Source organism: Lentzea sp. NPDC058436, from assembly GCF_042721515.1.
Lineage (GTDB): Bacteria > Actinomycetota > Actinomycetes > Mycobacteriales > Pseudonocardiaceae > Lentzea.
Window position 1 is genome coordinate 99,502 of the sequence record NZ_JBHXLF010000005.1, and the last position, 19,134, is coordinate 118,635.

21 protein-coding genes are annotated in these 19,134 nt (G+C 69.4%); 10 read left to right on the forward strand and 11 right to left on the reverse strand.

Annotation, left to right across the window (positions count from 1 at the left end):
- Positions 1-10: 10 nt before the first annotated feature.
- From ACFWN2_RS21610 to ACFWN2_RS21645, 8 genes are all read left to right on the forward strand, one after another.
- Positions 11-544: a hypothetical protein gene (locus ACFWN2_RS21610; protein ID WP_382429856.1), complete on the forward strand. Its 534-nt coding sequence runs from the start codon at positions 11-13 to the stop codon at positions 542-544.
- Positions 541-1,566 carry a peptidoglycan-binding protein gene (locus ACFWN2_RS21615; protein ID WP_382429858.1) on the forward strand — a complete coding sequence of 342 codons (1,026 nt, stop codon included), beginning with the start codon at positions 541-543 and terminating at the stop codon, positions 1,564-1,566. The genes ACFWN2_RS21610 and ACFWN2_RS21615 overlap by 4 nt, the downstream gene beginning before the upstream one ends.
- On the forward strand, positions 1,563-2,237 hold the full coding sequence (locus tag ACFWN2_RS21620) for an ABC transporter ATP-binding protein (protein ID WP_382429861.1): 675 nt from the start codon (positions 1,563-1,565) through the stop codon (positions 2,235-2,237). Before ACFWN2_RS21615 ends, ACFWN2_RS21620 begins: the two co-directional genes overlap by 4 nt.
- Before the next feature lie 44 nt (positions 2,238-2,281).
- Positions 2,282-3,502: an ABC transporter permease gene (locus ACFWN2_RS21625; RefSeq protein WP_382429863.1), complete on the forward strand. Its 1,221-nt coding sequence runs from the start codon at positions 2,282-2,284 to the stop codon at positions 3,500-3,502.
- Positions 3,503-3,574: 72 nt separating this feature from the next.
- Positions 3,575-3,946: a YciI family protein gene (locus ACFWN2_RS21630; RefSeq protein ID WP_382429865.1), complete on the forward strand. Its 372-nt coding sequence runs from the start codon at positions 3,575-3,577 to the stop codon at positions 3,944-3,946.
- Between the two features lie 53 nt (positions 3,947-3,999).
- A complete protein-coding gene (locus ACFWN2_RS21635; RefSeq protein WP_382430577.1) occupies positions 4,000-5,145 on the forward strand; it encodes an RNA polymerase sigma factor in 1,146 nt (381 codons plus the stop codon).
- A gap of 66 nt (positions 5,146-5,211) precedes the next feature.
- The gene (locus ACFWN2_RS21640; protein WP_382429867.1) at positions 5,212-5,547 is read left to right on the forward strand and encodes a VOC family protein; all 336 of its coding nucleotides are present in this window, start codon (positions 5,212-5,214) and stop codon (positions 5,545-5,547) included.
- Between the two features lie 111 nt (positions 5,548-5,658).
- A complete protein-coding gene (locus ACFWN2_RS21645; protein WP_382429869.1) occupies positions 5,659-6,072 on the forward strand; it encodes a MarR family winged helix-turn-helix transcriptional regulator in 414 nt (137 codons plus the stop codon).
- On the opposite strand, the gene ACFWN2_RS21650 is transcribed toward ACFWN2_RS21645, so the two are convergent.
- On the reverse strand, positions 6,069-7,001 hold the full coding sequence (locus ACFWN2_RS21650) for an NmrA/HSCARG family protein (protein WP_382429871.1): 933 nt from the start codon (positions 6,999-7,001) through the stop codon (positions 6,069-6,071). The genes ACFWN2_RS21645 and ACFWN2_RS21650 overlap by 4 nt on opposite strands.
- Positions 7,002-7,111: 110 nt before the next feature.
- On the opposite strand from ACFWN2_RS21650, the gene ACFWN2_RS21655 reads away from it, so the two are divergent.
- The gene (locus ACFWN2_RS21655) at positions 7,112-7,528 is read left to right on the forward strand and encodes a hypothetical protein (protein WP_382429873.1); all 417 of its coding nucleotides are present in this window, start codon (positions 7,112-7,114) and stop codon (positions 7,526-7,528) included.
- On the opposite strand, the gene ACFWN2_RS21660 is transcribed toward ACFWN2_RS21655, so the two are convergent.
- Together ACFWN2_RS21660 and ACFWN2_RS21665 are read right to left on the reverse strand one after the other, a co-directional pair.
- Positions 7,525-7,956, reverse strand: coding sequence for a hypothetical protein (locus ACFWN2_RS21660; RefSeq protein ID WP_382429875.1), 432 nt, complete (start codon positions 7,954-7,956; stop codon positions 7,525-7,527). The two genes, ACFWN2_RS21655 and ACFWN2_RS21660, sit on opposite strands and share 4 nt — an antisense overlap.
- Entirely contained in the window at positions 7,953-8,318 is a 366-nt protein-coding gene (locus ACFWN2_RS21665; protein ID WP_382429877.1) for a hypothetical protein, read from the reverse strand. Before ACFWN2_RS21665 ends, ACFWN2_RS21660 begins: the two co-directional genes overlap by 4 nt.
- Positions 8,319-8,478: 160 nt before the next feature.
- On the opposite strand from ACFWN2_RS21665, the gene ACFWN2_RS21670 reads away from it, so the two are divergent.
- Complete coding sequence (locus ACFWN2_RS21670) at positions 8,479-9,510, forward strand: FAD-dependent oxidoreductase (protein WP_382429879.1); 1,032 nt, start codon at positions 8,479-8,481, stop codon at positions 9,508-9,510.
- Here the strand turns inward: ACFWN2_RS21670 and ACFWN2_RS21675 are convergent.
- The 8 genes from ACFWN2_RS21675 to ACFWN2_RS21710 form a co-directional block, all read right to left on the reverse strand.
- The gene (locus tag ACFWN2_RS21675) at positions 9,503-9,928 is read right to left on the reverse strand and encodes a hypothetical protein (RefSeq protein ID WP_382429881.1); all 426 of its coding nucleotides are present in this window, start codon (positions 9,926-9,928) and stop codon (positions 9,503-9,505) included. The two genes, ACFWN2_RS21670 and ACFWN2_RS21675, sit on opposite strands and share 8 nt — an antisense overlap.
- A 102-nt stretch (positions 9,929-10,030) precedes the next feature.
- A complete protein-coding gene (locus ACFWN2_RS21680) occupies positions 10,031-10,672 on the reverse strand; it encodes a DedA family protein (RefSeq protein WP_382429883.1) in 642 nt (213 codons plus the stop codon).
- 199 nt (positions 10,673-10,871) lie between these two features.
- The gene (locus ACFWN2_RS21685) at positions 10,872-11,945 is read right to left on the reverse strand and encodes a S1 family peptidase (protein WP_382429885.1); all 1,074 of its coding nucleotides are present in this window, start codon (positions 11,943-11,945) and stop codon (positions 10,872-10,874) included.
- Positions 11,946-11,953: 8 nt separating this feature from the next.
- Entirely contained in the window at positions 11,954-14,668 is a 2,715-nt protein-coding gene (locus ACFWN2_RS21690; protein ID WP_382429887.1) for an AbfB domain-containing protein, read from the reverse strand.
- Positions 14,669-14,675: 7 nt separating this feature from the next.
- Positions 14,676-15,644: an ABC transporter permease gene (locus tag ACFWN2_RS21695; RefSeq protein ID WP_382429889.1), complete on the reverse strand. Its 969-nt coding sequence runs from the start codon at positions 15,642-15,644 to the stop codon at positions 14,676-14,678.
- Entirely contained in the window at positions 15,641-16,612 is a 972-nt protein-coding gene (locus ACFWN2_RS21700; RefSeq protein WP_382429891.1) for an ABC transporter permease, read from the reverse strand. Before ACFWN2_RS21700 ends, ACFWN2_RS21695 begins: the two co-directional genes overlap by 4 nt.
- Positions 16,569-18,083: a sugar ABC transporter ATP-binding protein gene (locus tag ACFWN2_RS21705; RefSeq protein ID WP_382429893.1), complete on the reverse strand. Its 1,515-nt coding sequence runs from the start codon at positions 18,081-18,083 to the stop codon at positions 16,569-16,571. Before ACFWN2_RS21705 ends, ACFWN2_RS21700 begins: the two co-directional genes overlap by 44 nt.
- A gap of 1 nt (position 18,084) precedes the next feature.
- Positions 18,085-19,125, reverse strand: a complete 1,041-nt coding sequence (locus ACFWN2_RS21710) for an ABC transporter substrate-binding protein (protein ID WP_382429895.1) — start codon at positions 19,123-19,125, stop codon at positions 18,085-18,087.
- Between the last annotated feature and the right edge of the window lie 9 nt (positions 19,126-19,134).

Here is a 19,134-nt window from a genome sequence, read left to right on the forward strand (position 1 = left end):
CATCGCCGCCATGAACCTCAGGCTGGTGATCGGCGCCTCCGTGCTGCTGCTTTCGGCGTGCAGCCAGGCCGCGCCCCCGCCCTCGAACGTCGCGTCCCTGCAGTCCTCCGAGGTTGCCGCGCCCTCCACCGCGGTGTCCCCTTCGGACGGTGACCAGCCGCGGCTGCGCATGGACATGACCGACGAGGAGAAACAACGCTTGTACAACGCTCACACCGCGTGCCTCGCCGAGAACGACCCGAACGCCACGGGCACCGGCCCCGGTCCCGGCGGCACCCTCCGGCCCGCCCAGTACAGCGACGAGGCGTGGAAGGCGTGCGCGAAGAAGTGGCCGCTGCCGCCGTGGGAGATGGACTCGCGCAACCCGACGTTCAAGGACAACTGGCACAAGAACGTCCAGTGCCTCAACAGCCGCGGCATGAAGGTCATCGAGACCGAGCCCGGCAGCTGGACCTACGACGGCGAGCAGACCCTGCCGCACGAGCAGCGCGCGCAGATCGAGAAGGACTGCGAGCAGGAGGTCTTCGGCGGAGGACGCAGGTGAGGCGGTGGATCCTCGTCGGCGTGGTGGCTGCTGTGCTGGCAGGCGGGGTGTTAGCGCTCACTCTCACGCGCCGCGCCCCCGCCCAGCCGCCACAACCACCGGCACCGAAGACGGTCGCGGTGGTGAAGACCGACCTGACCGACGTCCGGGAGTTCAAGGCCACCCTCGGTTTCGGCGCCTCGCAGGAGGTGACGGGCCGCCGGCCGGGCACGCTCACCTGGCTCCCGGCACCCGGCACGGCCGTCGGCCGCGGTGCCGCCGTGTACAAAGTGGACAACCGTCCGGTGTGGTTGTTCTTCGGCGACACCCCGTTGTGGCGCAAGCTCGACAAGGCCGGCACCAGGGGCCCGGACGTGAAGATCGTGAAGGACAACCTCGGCGCGCTGGGCTACAAGCTCGGTGGCCCGGCGGACGAGCTGACGCAGGCGACGATCGACGCCGTCAAGCGGTGGCAGAAGGCCGAGAAGGTCGAGGAGAGCGGCGCCGTCGAACCCGGTGACGTCGTCGTGCTGCCCGGCGAGGTGCGCGTCGAGTCGGTGACCGCGAAGCTGTCGGCGTCCGGGGAGGGCCCGCTGATGAGCGTGACCGCGACCGGAAAGGCCGTCGACGCGTCGATCGACGCACGGCAGGCGGAGGTGTTCACCAAGGACCTGAAGGTCACCGTCGTGCTGCCCAACGGCGCCGAGACCTCCGGCACGGTGCGGTCGGTCAGCACCGAGGCCAAGTCCGAGAAGGGCGGCAACGGCGAGGAGACCCCGGTGATCGCCGTGGACATCGGCCTAGACACCGAGGTCGGCGGGTTCGACTCGGGCCCGGTGCGGATCCGCCTGACGAGCACCGCACGCGCGGGCGTCCTGGCCGTGCCGGTGACCGCGCTGCTGGCGTTGCGCGAAGGCGGTTACGCGGTGCAGACCGCGCAGGGCGGCCTCGTCGCGGTGAAGACCGGCCTGTTCGCCGGCGGACTCGTCGAGATCAGCGGTGGCGGCGTCACCGAGGGCCTGCAGGTGGTGACGACGTCATGACACCGGTGCTGCAGATCGTGGACGCCGTGAAGGAGTACGCGGGCGGCGTGCGCGCCCTGGACGACGTCTCCCTGACGTTGCGCGCGGGCGAGGCGGTCGCGATCGTGGGTCCGTCGGGCTCGGGCAAGTCGACGCTGCTCAACCTGCTCGGCACGCTCGACCGCCCGTCGAGCGGCACGGTGCTGCTCGACGGGCACGACATCTCCGCGCTGTCCGACCGCCGCCTGTCGGCGTTGCGGGGGCGGCGGATCGGGTTCGTGTTCCAGCAGTTCCACCTCGCCGACGGCCTCTCCGCCATCGACAACGTGGCGACGGGCCTGCTCTACGCGGGCACCGCGCGCAAGTGGCGCACCGCCATGGCGACCGAGGCGTTGACCCGCGTGGGCCTGGGCCACCGGTTGAGGCACCGCCCGCACGAACTGTCCGGCGGCGAACGCCAGCGCGTGGCCATTGCGCGTGCCGTGGTGAACCGCCCCGCCCTGGTGCTGGCCGACGAACCGACCGGCGCCCTCGACACGACGACGGGCCGCGCGGTGCTGGACCTGCTGCTCGACCTGAACCGCGAGGGCACGACGCTCGCGGTGATCACGCACGACCGGGAGGTGGCGGCGCGGCTGCCGCGGCAGGTGGAGATCAGGGATGGCCGGATCCAGGCGGAGGTGACGGCATGAGCGCAACGGCTGACCGCGCCGCGCCCCCACGTCGAGGTGACGGCGTGACCACCGCTCCCCGGATCAAGCCCGCCGATCCCCGCGACGTCAAACCCACCCGCCTCACCCCCACCGACCTCCTCCTGCTGGGTCTCTCCCCACTGCGCACCAGGCCGATGCGCGCCGTCCTGTCCGCACTCGGCATCTCCATCGGCATCGCCACGCTGGTCGTCGTCACCGGCATCCCGGCGTCCAGCCGGGCCGCGCTGATGGAGGAGTTCGCCGCCCTGGGCACCAACCTGCTGCGCGCGGAGGCCGCCACCGGCGCCAACGGCGAGGCCGCCTCGCTGCCACCGGACTCCGTCGCCATGGTCGGGCGCATCGGACCGGCCGGTGACGTCAGCGCGGTCGCGAACACGCACGCCGTGATCCGCCGTTCCGACCGGATCCCGGACTCCGAGACCTCCGGGCTGACCGTGCTGGCGACCAAGCTGAACCTCCTGGACACGATCAACGGGCGCGTGCGGTCCGGTGTGTTCCTCAACGAGGCCACCGAGCGGTTCCCGGCCGTCGTGCTGGGGGACGTGGCCGCGGCCAGGCTCGGCATCACCGCGCCGGACGCGCAGGTCAGGATCAACGACACGTGGTTCACGGTGATCGGGATCCTCGCTCCCCTGCCGCTCGCGCCGGAGGTCGAACGGGCGGCGCTGGTCGGCTGGGAGTCGGCGAAGGAACTCGGGTTCGACGCGCGGCCCACCGTGCTCTACCTCAGGGCGGACGAGCCGGCGATCGACGACGTGCGGGCCGTGCTGCCGCAGACGGTGTACCCGGAGCAGCCCTCGCAGGTGCGGGTCAGCCGGCCGTCGGACGCGCTGACCGCCAAGCGGCTGACCGAGAACACCTTCTCGGCGCTGATGCTGGGGCTGGCGGGGGTGGCGTTGCTGGTCGGCGGCATCGGGGTCGCGAACACGATGGTGATCTCCGTGCTCGAACGCAAGCGCGAGATCGGGCTGCGCCGGGCGCTCGGTGCCCATCGCGGTCAGATCAGGACGCAGTTCCTCACCGAGTCGGTCGTGTTGTGCCTGCTCGGGGGCGTCGCCGGGGTGTTGCTGGGGCTGTTGGGGACCGCCGGGTACGCCTACGCGCACAACTGGCCGGCGGTGATCCCGGTGGAGATGGTGCTGGCGGGGCTCGGCGCGGCCGTCGTGACCGGGGTGGTCGCGGGGGTCTACCCGGCTGTGCGGGCGTCGCGGCTCACGCCGACGGAGGCGCTCGCCGCGCCGTGAGAAACGCCGCGTGCTCGAATGTCGACTTCCCGGGATCTCGTTCGTCCTCGGAACGACGACTGGAGGGCACGCATGCACTACATGTTCCTGATCTACAACTGCGAGAACCGGCCGCACCCCGGCGATCCCGCCTTCGAGGAGATCCTCACGAGGGTCAACGCGTTCGCCGACGAGTGCCGGCGCCGGGGTGTGTACGTGGCCGGTGACCCGCTGAAACCCGTCACCACCGCGACCACGGTGCGGGTGCGCGACGGCAAGGCGCTGCTCACCGACGGGCCGTTCGCCGAGACGCACGAACACCTCGGCGGCTACTACCTGCTGAACTGCCGCGACCTCGACGAGGCGCTGGAACTGGCGGAGATGATCCCGCAGGCGCACTTCGGCGCGACGATCGAGGTGCGTCCGGTCGACCACATCCCCGGCCTGAACCACGGGGTCGAGTGAGCGACCTCGCGTCCGCCGCCGTCGAACGCGTGTACCGCGAGCACCGGACCAGGATGCTCGCGGCGCTGGTGCGGGCGCTGGGCGACTTCGAGCTGGCCGAGGACGCGTTGCAGGAGGCGTGCTCGCGGGCGTTGCGGACCTGGCCGCGCGCACAGGTGCCGGACGACCCGTTCGCGTGGCTGCTCAGCGTCGCCCGCAACCACGCCCTGGACCGGCTCCGGCACGCGCGCATGGCCCGCACGAAGCTCCCGGCCCCTCCTCCCGAGGAGACGACGATGAGCGAGAAGCAGCTCGTCGACCTCGGTGACGAACGCCTGAGCCTGATCTTCACCTGCTGCCACCCTGCGCTCGCGGAGGACGCGCGAACAGCGCTCACGCTCCAGGCGGTGGCGGGCTTGACGGCGGCGCAGATCGCCAGGACGTTCCTGGTCGCCGAGTCCGCGCTGGCCCAGCGGCTGGTCAGGGCCAAGCGCAAGATCCGCGACGCCGGGATCACGTTCGAGGTGCCCGCCGACCACCTGCTGCCCGAACGGTTGCAGGGCGTGCTCGGGGTGCTCTACCTGATCTTCACGCGCGGCTACACCACGGCGGACGCCTCGCTGCGACTCGAAGCGCTGCGGCTGGGCAAGCTCGTGGCCGCGCTGATGCCCGACGAACCCGAGGCGCACGGCCTGGTCGCGTTGATGCTGCTGCACGACTCCCGCAGCGCCGCGCGTCTCACGGCGGAAGGCGACGTCGTGCTGTTCGAGGACCAGGACCGCACGCTCTGGAACGCCGACGAGATCTCCGAGGGCATGGCGCTGCTCGACCGCGCGCTGCGGTTCGGCTCGCCGGGCCCGTACGTGCTGCACGCCGTGATCGCCGCCCTGCACGTGCAGCACCCGGTCGACTGGACCCGCATCACCTCGGTCTACGCCGAACTCCTCGTCGTGGCACCGACTCCGGTGGTCCAGCTGAACCACGCCGTCGCCGTGGCGATGGCCGACGGACCCGCGTCCGGGCTGGCGCTGATCGACAGGATCAGTGGACTCGACTCCTACCACCTGCTGCACTCCGCCCGCGCCGACCTGCTGCTCAGGCTCGACCGGCGCACCGAAGCCGTTGCGGCGTACCGGCTCGCGCACGAGCTGGCCGTCACGCCCGCCGACCGCCGTTTCCTCGCCGGACGCCTGCGTTCCCTGGAACTTTCCGGCGAGTGATGTCGAATTCCGCACCGCCCGCTCGTCCTTCGCTCGTCAAGCACGGCAACCGAAGGAGCGATCGAGATGTCCGGACAGGTCAACTGGTTCGAGCTGCCCGCCGACGACACGGCGAAGGCACGAGCGTTCTACGCGGGGGTGTTCGGCTGGGAGACCAGCCCGATGGGCGAGGATTACCACTTCGTCACGAACGGCGCGGCCGGCGCCATCGCACTGAGGGACGCCCAGCTCACCCAGCCGCGGATCTACTTCCACACCACGGACATCGACGCGTCCGTGCGCAAGGTCGCCGAGCTCGGCGGCAAGAGCGACGACGTGCAGACCGTGCCGGACGTCGGCCGCATCGCCCACTGCTCGGACGACCAGGGCACGCCGTTCAGCCTGTACGAACCGCAGGCCTGATCGCGGGAGGCCCGTCTCCCCGGCGGGCCTCCCGAAGATGCCGTGCACAGCCCGAATCTCGCCACCTCTGTCCTCTTCGGACCGGCCGGTCGCCGGGTTAGCATCTTCCCCATGCCCGACGTCGGCGTCCTTTCCGCACACCTGCTCTCGGGGTTCCAGAAGGAGCTCTTCTCCCGGCTGGCCGAGGCGGGCCACGACCAGCTGCGCCCGCGCCACGGCGCCGTCATGGCCCACATCGCCACCGGCGGCACGCGCGCGAGCGAGCTGTCCGAACGCTCCGGCCAGCACAAGCAGGTCGTCGGCACGCTGATCGACGAGCTCGAACACCTCGGCTACGTGACGCGCCGGCCCGACCCGGCGGACCGGCGGGCGAAGCTGGTCGTGCCCACCGACCTGGGCCGCGACCAGATGGCGCAGGCCAAGCGGATCGTCGCCGACATCGAGCACCGGCTGGCCGAGCTCGTCGGCCGCGAGCGGTTCGCGGAGTTCAAGGCCGTGTTCGAGGAAGTCGCGCGCTCCTACTAACCGATCACGATCTCCTCGCGGTGCGCGGCGAGGAACTCCCCGAGCGTCAGCCACCCCGGCACGAGCTCGCGGGTCCGCACGGTGTCACGACGCGGCAGGATGTGCGACGCGAACTCCGTGTAGTACTGGAACATGTTGCCGAGATCCTCCGCCGACGGGAAGCCGAGCGCGCGGAAGTCGTTGTGGGACATCGGTTCGTACGCCACCGGCTCGCCGAGCACGTCGCTGAACGCCTTGGCCACCTCCTCGCCGGTGAGGTGCTCGGCGCCGAGCCCGATCGTCTGACCGATGGTCGACGGGTCCTTGAGAACGCTCACCACCGCCTTGCCGATGTCCTCGGCGGCGATACCGGAGATCTTGCTCTCCCCCATGGCCAGCGACAGGACCAGCGACCCGTCCGCACGCCGGTTCGGGCCCGAGCTCAGCAGGTTGTTCCAGTAGAACGAGTTCCGGATGTACGTCGTCGGCAGTCCCGCCTCGGCGAACAACGGGTCCGCCTCGCCGCCCTTCACGTCGAAGTGCGGCACCTTGTACTTGCCTTCGAGGGTCGGCATCCGGTCGTCGTCGAGGGAGATCGCCTCGCGGGTGTCCTCCAGCGTCGACCACACGACGTGCTCAAGGCCTTCCGCGGCGGCCACGAGGTTGCGGACCTCCTCGACCTCCTTGGCCGGCGACATGTGGGTGAAGTACGGCGTGACCAGGTACGCCCCGTACGCGCCGCCGAACGCCTTCCGCAGGCTGTCCACGTCGTACAGGTCGGCCGCGACGACCTCCGCACCGAGCTCGGCGAGCTTGCGCGCCGCACCCGACTCGGGGTTGCGGGCGAGCGCGCGCACCGCGAACTCCCCGTCGGCCAGCAGCGCCCTCGCGACCGACCCGCCCTGCTCACCGGTCGCGCCCACCACGGCAATGATCTTCTTCTCGCTCATACTCTCACCATATAGTCACTTATTCTGACTATCAAGTCGAGTGACTACCGGATTTACCGGGGGCTAACCGGCGCGGCGCAGGCTCCAGGCGAACCGAGGAGGAACAGCGAATGCGCAAGATCCTTGCCGCGGGAGCCGTGGCGGCGGCCGTCCTGAGCACGACCACCGGCACCGCACAGGCCGAGTCCAACCCGTCGTGCGGCAGCGTCACCCAGATCGGCTCGACGGCGTACGTGAAGAACGGCGGCACGACCGTCGCGTCGGTGAAGCAGTTCAAGGGGTGTGGGAAGAACTACTCCTACATCTACGTGTGGGACCAGTGGATCTCCAGCCAAGGCAGGGACTTCACGCTGCGCACGCACATCCAGACGCCGCCGAACCTGACGCACGGCTACAAGACGGGTGCGCGGGGGCAGCGGGAGCTGTGGTCGGGCGGGGCGGACACGCTCGACAAGTGCACGCGTGCGCACGGTGAGGTCGACGGGAGCAGCTACTTCCTGTTCGCCAAGACCAGCGAGCGCTGCTAGACCGAGCGGAACTCCGCCAGACCGTCGACGACAGCGACGGTGACGGTGGTGCGCCCGGCCGGACTGTGCCGGTCGGGCCCGTGCTCCGGCAGCCGCGTCTTGTCCACGCGAACACTCGTGTCGTAGGCCCGCACGTGCTGGGGGCACTCGCACTCGCCCGCAAGCCTCAGCTCACACGCGAAACCCGTGCGCAGCAGGTCGACGTCGGAGGCGCAGAGGATCGAGGACCAGACCATGACCTCGTCCTCCTCGCCGAACACCACGAAGCCGTCGTAGCTGAACGACCGCAGCTCACCGATCCCGCACGTCCGACAGAACAGCACGCGCGTGTAGTCGTGGCTGCGCTCGTACGGGCCTGCCTCGTGAACGTTCACCACGAACTCCTGCTGCCCCGCGCAGATCAGGCAGAGGTCCGACCAGGTGTTCATCGCCGCATGCTGATCAGGAGCGCCAGCCCTGCCGACAGGGCGATGAGAGCGCCCACAACTAGCTGGTTGAGCCACACGAGGGCGGTGCCGCCGTCCGCACGCAGCAGGGCCACCACGATCAGCCACAGCGCCAGCCCGATCGTCACGTGCCGGATGAACGGCACGTCGAGCGGGGCCATCGCCCGCACCATGCCGAGCAGCATGATCACGACGGCCAGGCCCATGGACACCCAGTAGGGCCGGAAGGCGTGCGACGACGCGGCGAAGTGCAGGACCGGCGGTGCGGCGATCAGCCACACGCCCGCCAGGAAGGCGGTGACACCGGCCCTGCTCTCGACAGTTCGTCCGTGTACATCCCCCACACGGGTAATTCTGGCCTCCGGACGCCCGTCTGGGAACACCCTCGGCCAGTTCCGGAACGCGATCGGGCAATCCGGCGCATGTGGAGATGTCGTGCAGATCCGGTGAAGGTGTTTCCGGGAAACGGAAAACGCCCGGGTATCGGCCCTAGCGTCGGACGGCATGGACACCGTGGACGTGCTCGTCGTCGGCGCGGGGCTGGCCGGCCTCACCACCGCCCGCCTGCTCGCGGAGGCGGGCCTCGACGTGGCCGTGTGCGAACGCAGGACCAGCCTCGGGACGGGCATCCGCACGACGGGCATCTTCGTCCGCCGCACCCTCGACGACTACGAACTGCCCCACCTGGGTCCGGCGGTGCGGCGCGTGCTGCTCTACCCGCCGTCGCACCGCGACCCGGTGGAGCTCACCAGCACGCGCGACGAGTTCCGCGTCGGCGACATGGAGGGCATCTACGCCGCGGCGGTCGAGGGCGCCGAACGGGCGGGCGCGCGGGTCAGCCTCAACGCCACTTACCCGGCGAAGTCCACGAGGGCCAGGTTCACCATCGGCGCGGACGGCGCGAGGTCGACCGTCGCGAAGAACCTCGGCCTCGACGTCAACCGGCGGCTGATCACCGGGATCGAGGAGGTCTACCCGGTCAGGACCGGCTCGACGCCGACGTTCCACTGCGTGGTCGACCCGCGGCTCGCACCCGGTTACATCGCGTGGGTCATCGACGACGGCGAGCACGCGCACGTCGGACTGGCGGGACGCCCGGACCGGTTCACCGCACCGCTCCCCCAGCTGCTGCAACGCTTCCGCGACAGCTTCCCCACACCGGAGCCGGCAGGACCGGTCAAGAGGCGCGGTGGACCAATCCCGGTCGGCGGCTTGCTGCGCAGGATCGTGTCGCCACAAGGGCTTCTGGTCGGCGACGCGGCGGGCGCGGTCTCGCCGCTCACGGCGGGTGGGCTCGACCCGTGCATGCGGATGTCCGAACTCGCGGCCGAGGTCACGTTCGACTACCTGCGCAGCGGCAACAGGTACGTGCTGGAGCACTACGACGGCGCGGCGATGCGACGGCGGTACCTGCTGCGGTCGCAGTTGCGGCGCGGCCTGTCGCTCGTCCGCGGACCGGGCCTCGCCGAGATGGCGTTCGCGTTGCTGCGCACGCCACCCGGCAAGGCCGCGGCCGAGCGGATCCTGTTCAACTGACCGTCAGGGTTCCCCTTCGCCCGGCGGCGACGAACGCGTGCCCGAAAGCCAGCACGGCCACCGCGAACAGGACGATCGGCGGAGACGGCAGGAACACCACCGCCACCGCGAGCAGCACCAGCGACGCGGCGAACCCGAGCCCGGCGAGCGCACGCGGCACCGGCACCTCCTTCGCCACGACCAGACAGGCCAGACCACCGAAGACGAGGGCGATCGACATCACGAGGTTGATCCCCAGGTTGACCTCGTGGAGCGTGCGCTGGATTCCCCCCAGCGCGAACGCGACCCCCTTCGCCGCCTCGGCCGCGCGGTCACCGGCCGGGTCCGCGTCGCCGAGCGCCATGACCCCCATGATCGTCAGATGGCCGATACCGGTCGCGATCCAAGCCCACGAGCCGATCCGAAACGAACGTGGCATCGCCACTCCCCCTTCCACGAACGGAACATACGCAACCGTATGTTCCGCACGCGGCGCGAGCCCGTCAACTTCCGCTGACGGGAGAGCGCTTTCCCCTCAGGCTCAGGCGACTTCCTCCAGCTCGGCCGTCTTCACCGCGGCCTGCCTGCGGCGACGCAGCACCACGACCACACCGACCGTCAACGCGATGCCCAGCAGGACCCACATCGCTCCGCTGAAGACCGACTCGATGTACTTGGCCGAGGCCCCGGCGGTGGCGCCGATGCCGATGTGCAGCGCCGACCAGCACGTCGCGCCGGCGATCGAGGCGGGCAGGAACCGCCGGTACTCCAGCTTCGACGCACCCGCCGACGCCGGGACCAGGGTCCGCACGACGGGCATGAACCGGGCGGCGAACACAGCCCACGCGCCGCGGCGTCGCAACAACTCGCCCGCCTTGTCCCAGTGCTGCCGCCCCACCTTGCGGACGATCCTGCTGTCGCGCAACCGATCGCCGTACCGACGGCCGAGGTAGTAGCCGATGCTGTCACCGGCAATCGCGCACACCGTGACCACGAGCCACATGACCAGGAACCGGGGCAGGGTCGTCACCGTCGTCGAGGCCAGCAGCAGGGCGCTCTCGCCCGGCGCCAGGAAGCCGACACCGAGCGTGCACTCCGCCAGCGTCAAAGCACCCGTCACCGCCAGCACGGCGGGCTGCGGAAGACCCGCGAGCCCTTCGAGGGCATCGGTCAGGAAGGACATGAACTCTCCCCGGAGGAACGTCAGAACGTCCGGGACAGTTCACAAGGACGGGCTCTACGCACGCATCGGCCCGTGGTCTGACCTGACAGCAGACCTCAGACGTAGGGGAAGACCCCCACACGTAGGTGACTTCCCCGTCAGGTGGCCGGAGGTTCCGCCGCGACGCGGAGACACACCCGCGTCGCGGCGGAAACCCGGATCAGGCGGTGAGGAGCGTCAACCCGTACGTGCGAAGGATCTCGTTGACGGGCTGGAACCAGGTGCGGCCACCGCTGGAGCAGTTGCCGTAGCCGCCGGACGTCACGCCCTGCGCCTGGTCACCGGTGATGAACGAACCGCCGGAGTCGCCGCCCTCGGCGCACACCGACGTGCCGACCATCTCGTAGACCGCGCCCTGCTGGTAGTTCACGGTCTCGTTGCGGCCCTGGATCACGCCGCAGTGCCAGTGCGTGGTCGAGCCCGAACGGCACACCGAGGTGCCGGGCGGGGCCTCCCACGAACCGCGCACCAGGGAGTCGCTCGTCTGGCCCCAGCCGAGCACGACCGGCACGTTCCACCAGCCGCCGCCGGTGCGCACCCAGCCGTAGTCGTTGGTGGGGAACGAGGATCCGACGAACTCGCCCTGCCACGACCGGTCCCAGCCGTACACGTTCCAGGCACCGACGTTGCAGTGGCCGGCGGTCACGTAACCGCCGTGCACCGAGAAACCGATCGAGCAGCGGACGTTGCCCGTGTAGAACGGGTCGCCGCCCACGGTGCCGGCCGCGAACGTCTGCGGCCGCTGCACGCCCGCGGTGTTCACGACGACGTCCTTCGGCAGAGCCGACAGGTCGGCTCCCGGCAGGGCGTCGACCACGACGGCGCCGCGCTCGACGTCGACCCGCCACCCGGCGACGTCCTTCGACACCGAACCGGCCTTCGACAGTCCGTCCAAACCGGACTTCACCGCGTTCAGCGACGCGAGTGTCTTCGTGCGGAGCACCGGCTGGGCGCCCGCGGCCTTGACCGCGTCGACCTTCGCCGGGTCGGTCACCGCCACCTTCAGCTGACCGTCGGCGTACCAGCTGCCGCCGAACGCGTCGGCGGCGGCCTGCTCGGCGGCCGGCGCGATCTTCAGGGCGACCTTCTCGGAGCGGATGCGGTTCAGCGCTTCGGACTTCGTGATGCCGAAGTCGCGGCTCATCGCGTCGACGACCTCGGCAGAGGCCGTCGCGGCAGGGATGGTGATCGTGCTCAGCACGATCGCGGACACGGAAACCATTCGTAGCAGCATGTTCTCTCCTACGGGGTCCAGGGTGAGCTCACGGCCCAGCTCACGTCCTGGTTGTACGAGGCAGGGTTGTCGTACGTGTGCGCGCCGCCGTTCGAGGCGACCCAGACCTCCTCCGAGTAGTGCCGGATGTTGGTGCCGAGCTCGTTGATCGACTCCAGCCGCACACCACCGGTGCCCTGCTGGGCGCAGAAGGTCGCGTCCCGGCGGAACAGGTCGGTGTTGTCGTTGGTGCCGAGCCGGACCCGGAAGTCCGAGTGCCGCAGGAACTGCCCGGCGATGTTGCGGGACTCCAGCGAGTAGCAGGTCGGGTCGGCGAGACCCCTGCGCACCACGAAGGTCGCGTCGGCCTTCGTGAGGGCGTCACTCGTGCTCGTCACGACGTCCGTGCGCGCCAACGACTCCCGGTGCCGCAGGTAGCGGTCCGTGAAGCCGGGTGAGGTGACGCGGAACGACCGGGCCTGGTCGAGCGGCAGGTCCGCGCCGCTGCGCCACAGGCCGGTGCCGACCGCCCAGGTGGTGTCCGCCGCGAAGGAGTTCGCGGTGTCCCAGGGGTTCGTGCCACCGGAGCGTGCCAGGTACACGCCCTCGTTGTAGTGCCGGATGAACGAACCGCGCACGTTGAACGACTCCAGCGCGGTGCCGCCCGATCCCTCCCGCGCGCAGAACGTCGCATCGCCCGCGATCGTGCCGTTGTTCGTGTCGATGCGGACGACTCCGTTGCTGTGCCTGAGGAACTGGCCGGGGAAGTTCCGCGACTCGAACGACAGGCAGGCAGCGTCGGCGAGTCCGGGACGCAGGTTGAACGTGGCGTCCAGCTTGGCCAGGTCCGTGCTGATCACGTCCGTGCGGGCCACCGACGACTGGTGGCGCAGGTACCGGTTGGTGTAGCCGGTCGTGGTGACGCGCAACGACACCACGTCGTCAGGGCTGACGGACGTGCCGCGAGCCACCGCGAGCACCCCGAGGTTGACGGCCCGCACGCGCGACTCCGTCATCTTCAGCACCTGCCGGTCGTAGGTGTAGAAGCCGTTGACCTCGTTCTCGACGTCGTACGGTTCGGTGTACACCATCGCGGACAGACCACGGGTGTGGATCAGCCGCTGGACCTGCTTGATGACCTCCTCGTAGCGCTTGGTCAGCGACGCCTCGTCCGGGTACAGCGCGCCGTAGGCGAATCCGGCGCCGGGCTGGTACTCGTGGCCGACGACCCTGCGGCCCAGACCGCCGAACTCACCGAGCATCGCGACCCTGTTGGCGTCGGGCTGCCTGGTGTTGGCGGAGATCTGGTAGTGGTGGTCGTCGATCACGTCGCCGTTGCCGGGATCGGGGTCCGAGACGCAGCAGTTGGACCCCGAGTTGTGGTTGATCAGGCGGGTGTTGTCGATCGAGCGGATCAGGTTCACGATGCGGCCGGCGTCGTACTCGCCCCAGCCCTCGTTGAACGGCACCCACTGCACGATCGACGTGATGCCCTTGAGCTGGTCGATGATCCGGCGCAGCTCCGACTCGTAGTTGGCGTGCGAGTTCGGCGCCTCGTCGATCGAGTCGACGGACGGCATGTCCTGCCAGACCATCAGACCCAGCCGGTCCGCGTGGTAGAACCAGCGCGCCGGTTCGACCTTGATGTGCTTGCGGACCATGTTGAACCCCAGCGCCTTCTGGCGTTCGAGGTCGAAGCGCAGGGCCTCGTCGGTCGGCGCGGTGTAGATGCCGTCCGGCCAGTAGCCCTGGTCCAGGGTGCCGCTCTGGAAGACGAACTTCCCGTTCAGCATCGGCCGCATGACGCCGCCGATCATCGCCTTGCCGAGCGAGCGCATGCCGAAGTAGCCGACGACGGAGTCACCGCCGCCCAGCGTCACGCGCAGGTCGTAGAGGAACGGGTCGTCCGGCGACCACAGCCGGGCGTTCGGCACGGGCACCCGCAGCGAGGTGCCGGTGGTGCCGGTCTGCCGGCCGACCACCTGCCCGCCGCTGAGCACCTCGGCCGTGACCGACTGGCCCGCGGTGCCCTGCACGACGAGGTCGAGCGCGCCGGCACCCAGGTTCGGCGTGGTGTCGAGGCGCGTGATGTTCGCCGCCCGCACGGGTTCCAGCCACACCGTCTGCCAGATGCCGGACGCGGCGGTGTAGAAGATCCCGCTCGGGTTCCTGCGCTGCTTGCCGATCGGGTAGCGGCTGCCGTCGATCGTCGAGGTGACGCCGACGACGATCTCGTTGGCGCCGGAGATCAGCGCCGAGGTGATGTCGAACGAGAACGCGTCGAAGCCGCCGGTGTGCGTGCCGACCTGCCTGCCGTTGACCCAGACCCTCGTCTCCCAGGTCACCGCGCCGAAGTTCAGCTTGACCTGGCGACCGTTCCAGGAGGACGGAACGGTGAAGGTGCGGCGGTAGAACATGTTGTCCTCGTGCCGCTTGATCCCCGACAGAGCGGACTCGATCGGGTACGGCACGAGGACGCCTTCGGCCAGTGGCCTGCCGATCGGCGGGTTGTTCAGGTTGGCCGCTCCCGCGAACTCCCAGACGCCGTTGAGGTTCTGCCATTCAGGGCGCTGGAGCTGCGGACGCGGGTACTCGGGCAACGCGTTGGACGGCGACACCTGGGAGGTCCAGGGTGTCGCGAGCGGAGGGGTCTTGGGGACCCACTCCGCCGCGTGCGCTGTCGGTGTCAGGAAGGTTGCTGTGATGAGGATCGAGACCAATACGCCCAGGACGCGTCTGGTCATGGCTCTCCTATCTTCGCAATATCCGTTGTAGGACAACGACGATGAGAAGGAACACGCCGCTGACCACTGACTGGTAGTTGCTGTCGAGCGTGCCGATCTGGTTGATGACGTTCTGGATGACCTTGATCAGGCCAACACCGATCACGGTGCCGAGGACGGTTCCCATGCCACCGGTCAGCAGGGTTCCGCCGATGACGACGACCGCGATGGCGTCCAGTTCGAGACCGACGCCGATGACCGTGACGCCCGACTGCAGATAAGCGGCGGTCAGGGCGCCGGCGAGACCCGCCAGCGTGCCGCTCATCGTGTAGACGAGAACCTTGGTCCTGGCGACGGGAACCCCCAGGAGGACCGCCGACTGCTCGGCGCCTCCGGTGGCGAACACGTTCTGGCCGAAGTTGGTGCGGTTGAGGAGCATTCCGCCCACGAGGGCCAGCACGGCGGCGATGAAGATCGGGTAACCGAAGCCGAACACCGTGCCGCGGCCCAGTTCGACGAACGCGCTGTCCGCCGGGATCTTGTAGGTGGTCGCGCCCTCGTCGGTGATCACCAGCAGCAGGCCGCGGGCGAACAGCAACGAGGCCAGGGTGACGATGAACGGCGCCATGTTCGTGCGGGCGATCAGCAGGCCGTTGATCAGCCCGATGAGCCCGCAGACCACGAGCGGCAGCGCCAGCGCCACCAGGAACCCGTACTGCGAGCCCCAGGCCGCGAGCACGCCTCCCAGCGCGTAGACCGAACCGACCGACAGGTCGATGCCGCCCGTGATGATCACGAACGTCATGCCGATCGCGATCACCGCGAGGAACGAGCCCTGCAGGGCGAGGTCGCGCAGGTTGTCGAGGCTGCCGAAGCGCGGGAACACCAGCCACGACACCGCGACCATCAGCACGAGCGCGACGGCGGCACCCTGGCGTTGCAGGACCTTCGTCCTGGCGGCCATGGTCGGCGTCGTCTTGGTCAGGGTGGCGGTCATCGGCGCTCCCGGGCCACGTACACGGCGGCGACGATGATCGCGGCCTGGATCATCTGCGCGATCGAGTCCGGCAGGTTGTGCTTGATCAGCGTGGCCCTGACGAGCTGCATGAGGATCACGCCGAACACCGTGCCGAGCACCCGGACCTTGCCGCCGGTCAACGGGGTTCCGCCGACGACCACCGCGGTGATCGCGGACAGTTCCATCAGCAGGCCCATGTCGGCCGGGTCGCTCGCGGCGAGCCGCGAGGTGGCGAGGACGCCGGCGATCGCCGCGAGCACACCGGTGATCGCGTAGACGCCGATCAGCACCCGGTTCACCGGAAGTCCCGCGAGCGTGGCCGCCTTGCGGTTGCCACCGATCGCGACGAGCTGACGGCCGAACGTGGTGCGGTTCGTGATGCCCGCGATGACGAGCGCCAGCACACCGGCGATCAGCACGCTGATCGGGATGCCGAGCACGTCGTCGGTGCCGAGCGACAGGAACGTCGGGTCCTGCAGCTGGACGAGCTGGCCGTTCGCGATGACCAGCGCCAGGCCACGTCCACCCACCAGCAACGCGAGGGTGGCGACGATCGGCTGGATGCCGACCTTGGCGACGAGGAAACCGTTGAACGCTCCCGCGAGCACTCCGACGACCAGCGCCATCGTGATCGCGGTGAGCCAGCCGGCGCCCAGGTAGAGCGGGATGATCGCGGCGGCCAGCGCCATCACCGCGCCGACGCTCAGGTCGACGCCTTCCGTGCCGATCACCAGTGCCATGCCGAGCGCGACGATGAGCACCGGCGCGGCCTGGATCAGCTGGGTGGTGAAGTTGCCCAGCGTCAGGAAGTTGGCCGTGAACACGGCGTTGAACAGCAGCAGCACGGCAACGGCGACGTAGACACCGTTGTCCTGAAGCCACCGCCTCCTCGCCGCCGCGGTGCTAGCGGCTGTTCTGGTGGGCGTCTGCGTGGTCGCCTGAGTCATCCGTCACCTCCGCCGCGATCGCCTTGAGCACGTGCTCACGGGTGAGCTGGTCTCCTTCCAACTCGCCGGCGACGGACCCGTCGCGCAGCACGACGAGCCGATCGGCGCCGTCGAGCAGTTCGTCCAGTTCGGAGCTGATCAGCAGCACCGCCAGGCCTTCCCGCGCGAGTTCGTCGATCAGCGCCTGCACCTCGGCCTTCGCGCCGACGTCGATACCGCGCGTCGGCTCGTCGAGGAGCAGGATCTTCGGTTCGGTGCAGAGCCACCTGGCCAGCAACACCTTCTGCTGGTTGCCGCCGGACAGCTCCGCGACCTTCTGCTCCGGGCTGGACACCTTGATGCGCAGCCGTTTGACGAACGTGTCCACGATGCGGTCCTGTTTGGACCTGCTGGTCACGCCGAACCTGCTCAGCCTCGGCAGCGCGGCCAGCACGATGTTCTCGCGCACGGACAGGTTCGGGATGATGCCCTCGGTCTTGCGGTCCTCGGCGAGCATGCTGATGCCCGCCCTGGTCGCCGCCTTCACGTTGCGCGGCACCGGAGTGCCGGCGACGAGCACCGTGCCGCCGTCGATCGGGAGCGCGCCGATGATCGCTTTCGCGGTCTCGGTGCGGCCCGACCCGAGCAGGCCGGCGAGGCCGACGACCTCGCCGGGCCGGATCTTGACGCTGACGTCGCTGATGCGCGGCTTGCTCGTGAGACCGGTCGCTTCGAGCACCGGTTCGGCGTCGGTGTGGTGTTCCTCGCCGAACGCCGTGGTGCCGTGGTTCTCGATCTCCTTGACCGACCTGCCGAGCATCAGCGAGACGAGCTCGATGCGCGGAAGTTCCTTCAGGGGACCGCTGTGCACGTTCACACCGTCCCGCAGCACCGTGACGGTGTCGCAGATCCGGTAGAGCTCGTCCATCCGGTGACTGACGTAGATGATCGCGATGCCCTGTTCGTGCAGCTTCTGCACGACACCGAGCAGCGTCTCGACCTCGCGCGGCTCCAGCGACGACGTGGGCTCGTCCATGATCACGACGTCCGCGTTCGCGTCGACTGCCCGCGCGAGCGCGACCATCTGCTGCTCACCGACCGCGAGAGTCCCGAGTGGACTGCTCACGTCCGCCGTGATGCCGTAGCCGCGCAACAGCTCCGCGGCGCCGGCGTCCCGGCGGGCCCTGTCGATGAGCCCGAACCTGTTGCGCGGCTCGCGGCCGAGGAACAGGTTCGCGGACACGCTCATCAGCGGAACGAGGTTCACCTCCTGGTAGATCGTGGAGATGTTCCCGTTGCGGGTGACCTGACCGGCATCCGTGGAGTGGATGCCGGTCAGCACCTTGATCAGCGTCGACTTGCCGGCGCCGTTCTCCCCCACCAGCGCGTGGATCTCCCCGCGCTGGAGGGTGAAGTCGACGTCGCTGAGGGCGCGGACGCCGGCGAACGTCTTGGTGACGCCGGCGACCTCGATCACCGGACCAGCAGGCATGTCAGTAGGCATTGGCGAGCTTCTGCGCGGCGTTCGTCGAGTCGTACTCGTCGTCGGAGATCACGATGGTGTTCGGGATCTCGTCGCCCTTGCCGAACTTCTCCAGCGTGTCGAACGCGAGCGGGCCGAAGCGCGGGTTGGACTCGACGACGGCGGTGTAGCTGCCGTCCGCGACGAGCTGCACGGCGTTGCGGGTGCCGTCGACGGACACGATCTTGATGTCCTTGCCCGGCTGCTTGTTCGCGGCCTTGAGGGCGGTGACGGCGCCGAGACCCATCTCGTCGTTCTCGGCGTAGACGGCGGTGATGTCGGGGTTGCTCTGGATGAGCTGCTCCATCACGGCCTGGCCCTTGGACCTGTCGAACTCGCCGGTCTGCTCCGCGACGACGGTGAGGCCGGGCGTGCCGGCGATCCCGTCCTTGAAGCCCTTGGTGCGGTCGACCGTGACGTTGTTGCCCGACGCGCCGAGCAGGATCGCAACCTTCCCGTTACCTCCGGTGGCCTTGATCATCTGCTGGGCGGCCCGCTTGCCCTGCTCCACGAAGTCGGAGCCGATGAACGTCAGGTAGTCCGTGCACGGCTGCGACGTCACCTTGCGGTCGATCGTCACCACCGGCACCTGCTTGGCCTTGGCCGCGTCGAACGCGGGCTGCAGGCCGTCCGAGTTCAGCGGGGCCACGACCAGCAGCTTCGCGCCGCGGTCGAGCAGCGACTTGATGTCGCTGATCTGCTTGTTCAGATCGCTCTGCGCGTTCGTGACCAGCAGCTCGGCGCCTCGCTTGGCCGCCTCGTCCTTGATCGACTGGGTCTCCGCGATGCGGAACGGGTTCGCCTCCTTCTCCGACTGGGAGAAGCCGACGACCGCTCCCTTCAGGTCGACCTGGGGGTACCCGGTCTTGCTCCGAGCACAGCCGGGACCAGCACTTTGGCTCTGCGCGGCAGACGCGGCAGGACCTTCGCTGGACGCGGTGGTCGGGGTTTCTCTGCTGGTGCATCCCGTCACGAGCAAGGCTGCGACGGCGATGAGCAGGATGCGAGACATCGTTGGCTC

Excerpts from the sequence above, each read along its gene's own strand:
- ACFWN2_RS21645 (WP_382429869.1), top strand. The coding sequence starts at position 5,659 with ATGCCCGACGTCGGCGTCCTTTCCGCACACCTGCTCTCGGGGTTCCAG.
- ACFWN2_RS21680 (WP_382429883.1), bottom strand. The coding sequence starts at position 10,672 with ATGTCCTTCCTGACCGATGCCCTCGAAGGGCTCGCGGGTCTTCCGCAG.
- ACFWN2_RS21700 (WP_382429891.1), bottom strand. The coding sequence starts at position 16,612 with ATGACTCAGGCGACCACGCAGACGCCCACCAGAACAGCCGCTAGCACC.
- ACFWN2_RS21675 (WP_382429881.1), bottom strand. The coding sequence starts at position 9,928 with ATGCCACGTTCGTTTCGGATCGGCTCGTGGGCTTGGATCGCGACCGGT.
- ACFWN2_RS21630 (WP_382429865.1), top strand. The coding sequence starts at position 3,575 with ATGCACTACATGTTCCTGATCTACAACTGCGAGAACCGGCCGCACCCC.
- ACFWN2_RS21705 (WP_382429893.1), bottom strand. The coding sequence starts at position 18,083 with ATGCCTGCTGGTCCGGTGATCGAGGTCGCCGGCGTCACCAAGACGTTC.
- ACFWN2_RS21620 (WP_382429861.1), top strand. The coding sequence starts at position 1,563 with ATGACACCGGTGCTGCAGATCGTGGACGCCGTGAAGGAGTACGCGGGC.
- ACFWN2_RS21655 (WP_382429873.1), top strand. The coding sequence starts at position 7,112 with ATGCGCAAGATCCTTGCCGCGGGAGCCGTGGCGGCGGCCGTCCTGAGC.
- ACFWN2_RS21660 (WP_382429875.1), bottom strand. The coding sequence starts at position 7,956 with ATGAACACCTGGTCGGACCTCTGCCTGATCTGCGCGGGGCAGCAGGAG.
- ACFWN2_RS21640 (WP_382429867.1), top strand. The coding sequence starts at position 5,212 with ATGTCCGGACAGGTCAACTGGTTCGAGCTGCCCGCCGACGACACGGCG.
- ACFWN2_RS21635 (WP_382430577.1), top strand. The coding sequence starts at position 4,000 with ATGCTCGCGGCGCTGGTGCGGGCGCTGGGCGACTTCGAGCTGGCCGAG.
- ACFWN2_RS21690 (WP_382429887.1), bottom strand. The coding sequence starts at position 14,668 with ATGACCAGACGCGTCCTGGGCGTATTGGTCTCGATCCTCATCACAGCA.
- ACFWN2_RS21710 (WP_382429895.1), bottom strand. The coding sequence starts at position 19,125 with ATGTCTCGCATCCTGCTCATCGCCGTCGCAGCCTTGCTCGTGACGGGA.
- ACFWN2_RS21695 (WP_382429889.1), bottom strand. The coding sequence starts at position 15,644 with ATGACCGCCACCCTGACCAAGACGACGCCGACCATGGCCGCCAGGACG.
- ACFWN2_RS21670 (WP_382429879.1), top strand. The coding sequence starts at position 8,479 with ATGGACACCGTGGACGTGCTCGTCGTCGGCGCGGGGCTGGCCGGCCTC.
- ACFWN2_RS21610 (WP_382429856.1), top strand. The coding sequence starts at position 11 with ATGAACCTCAGGCTGGTGATCGGCGCCTCCGTGCTGCTGCTTTCGGCG.
- ACFWN2_RS21650 (WP_382429871.1), bottom strand. The coding sequence starts at position 7,001 with ATGAGCGAGAAGAAGATCATTGCCGTGGTGGGCGCGACCGGTGAGCAG.
- ACFWN2_RS21685 (WP_382429885.1), bottom strand. The coding sequence starts at position 11,945 with ATGCTGCTACGAATGGTTTCCGTGTCCGCGATCGTGCTGAGCACGATC.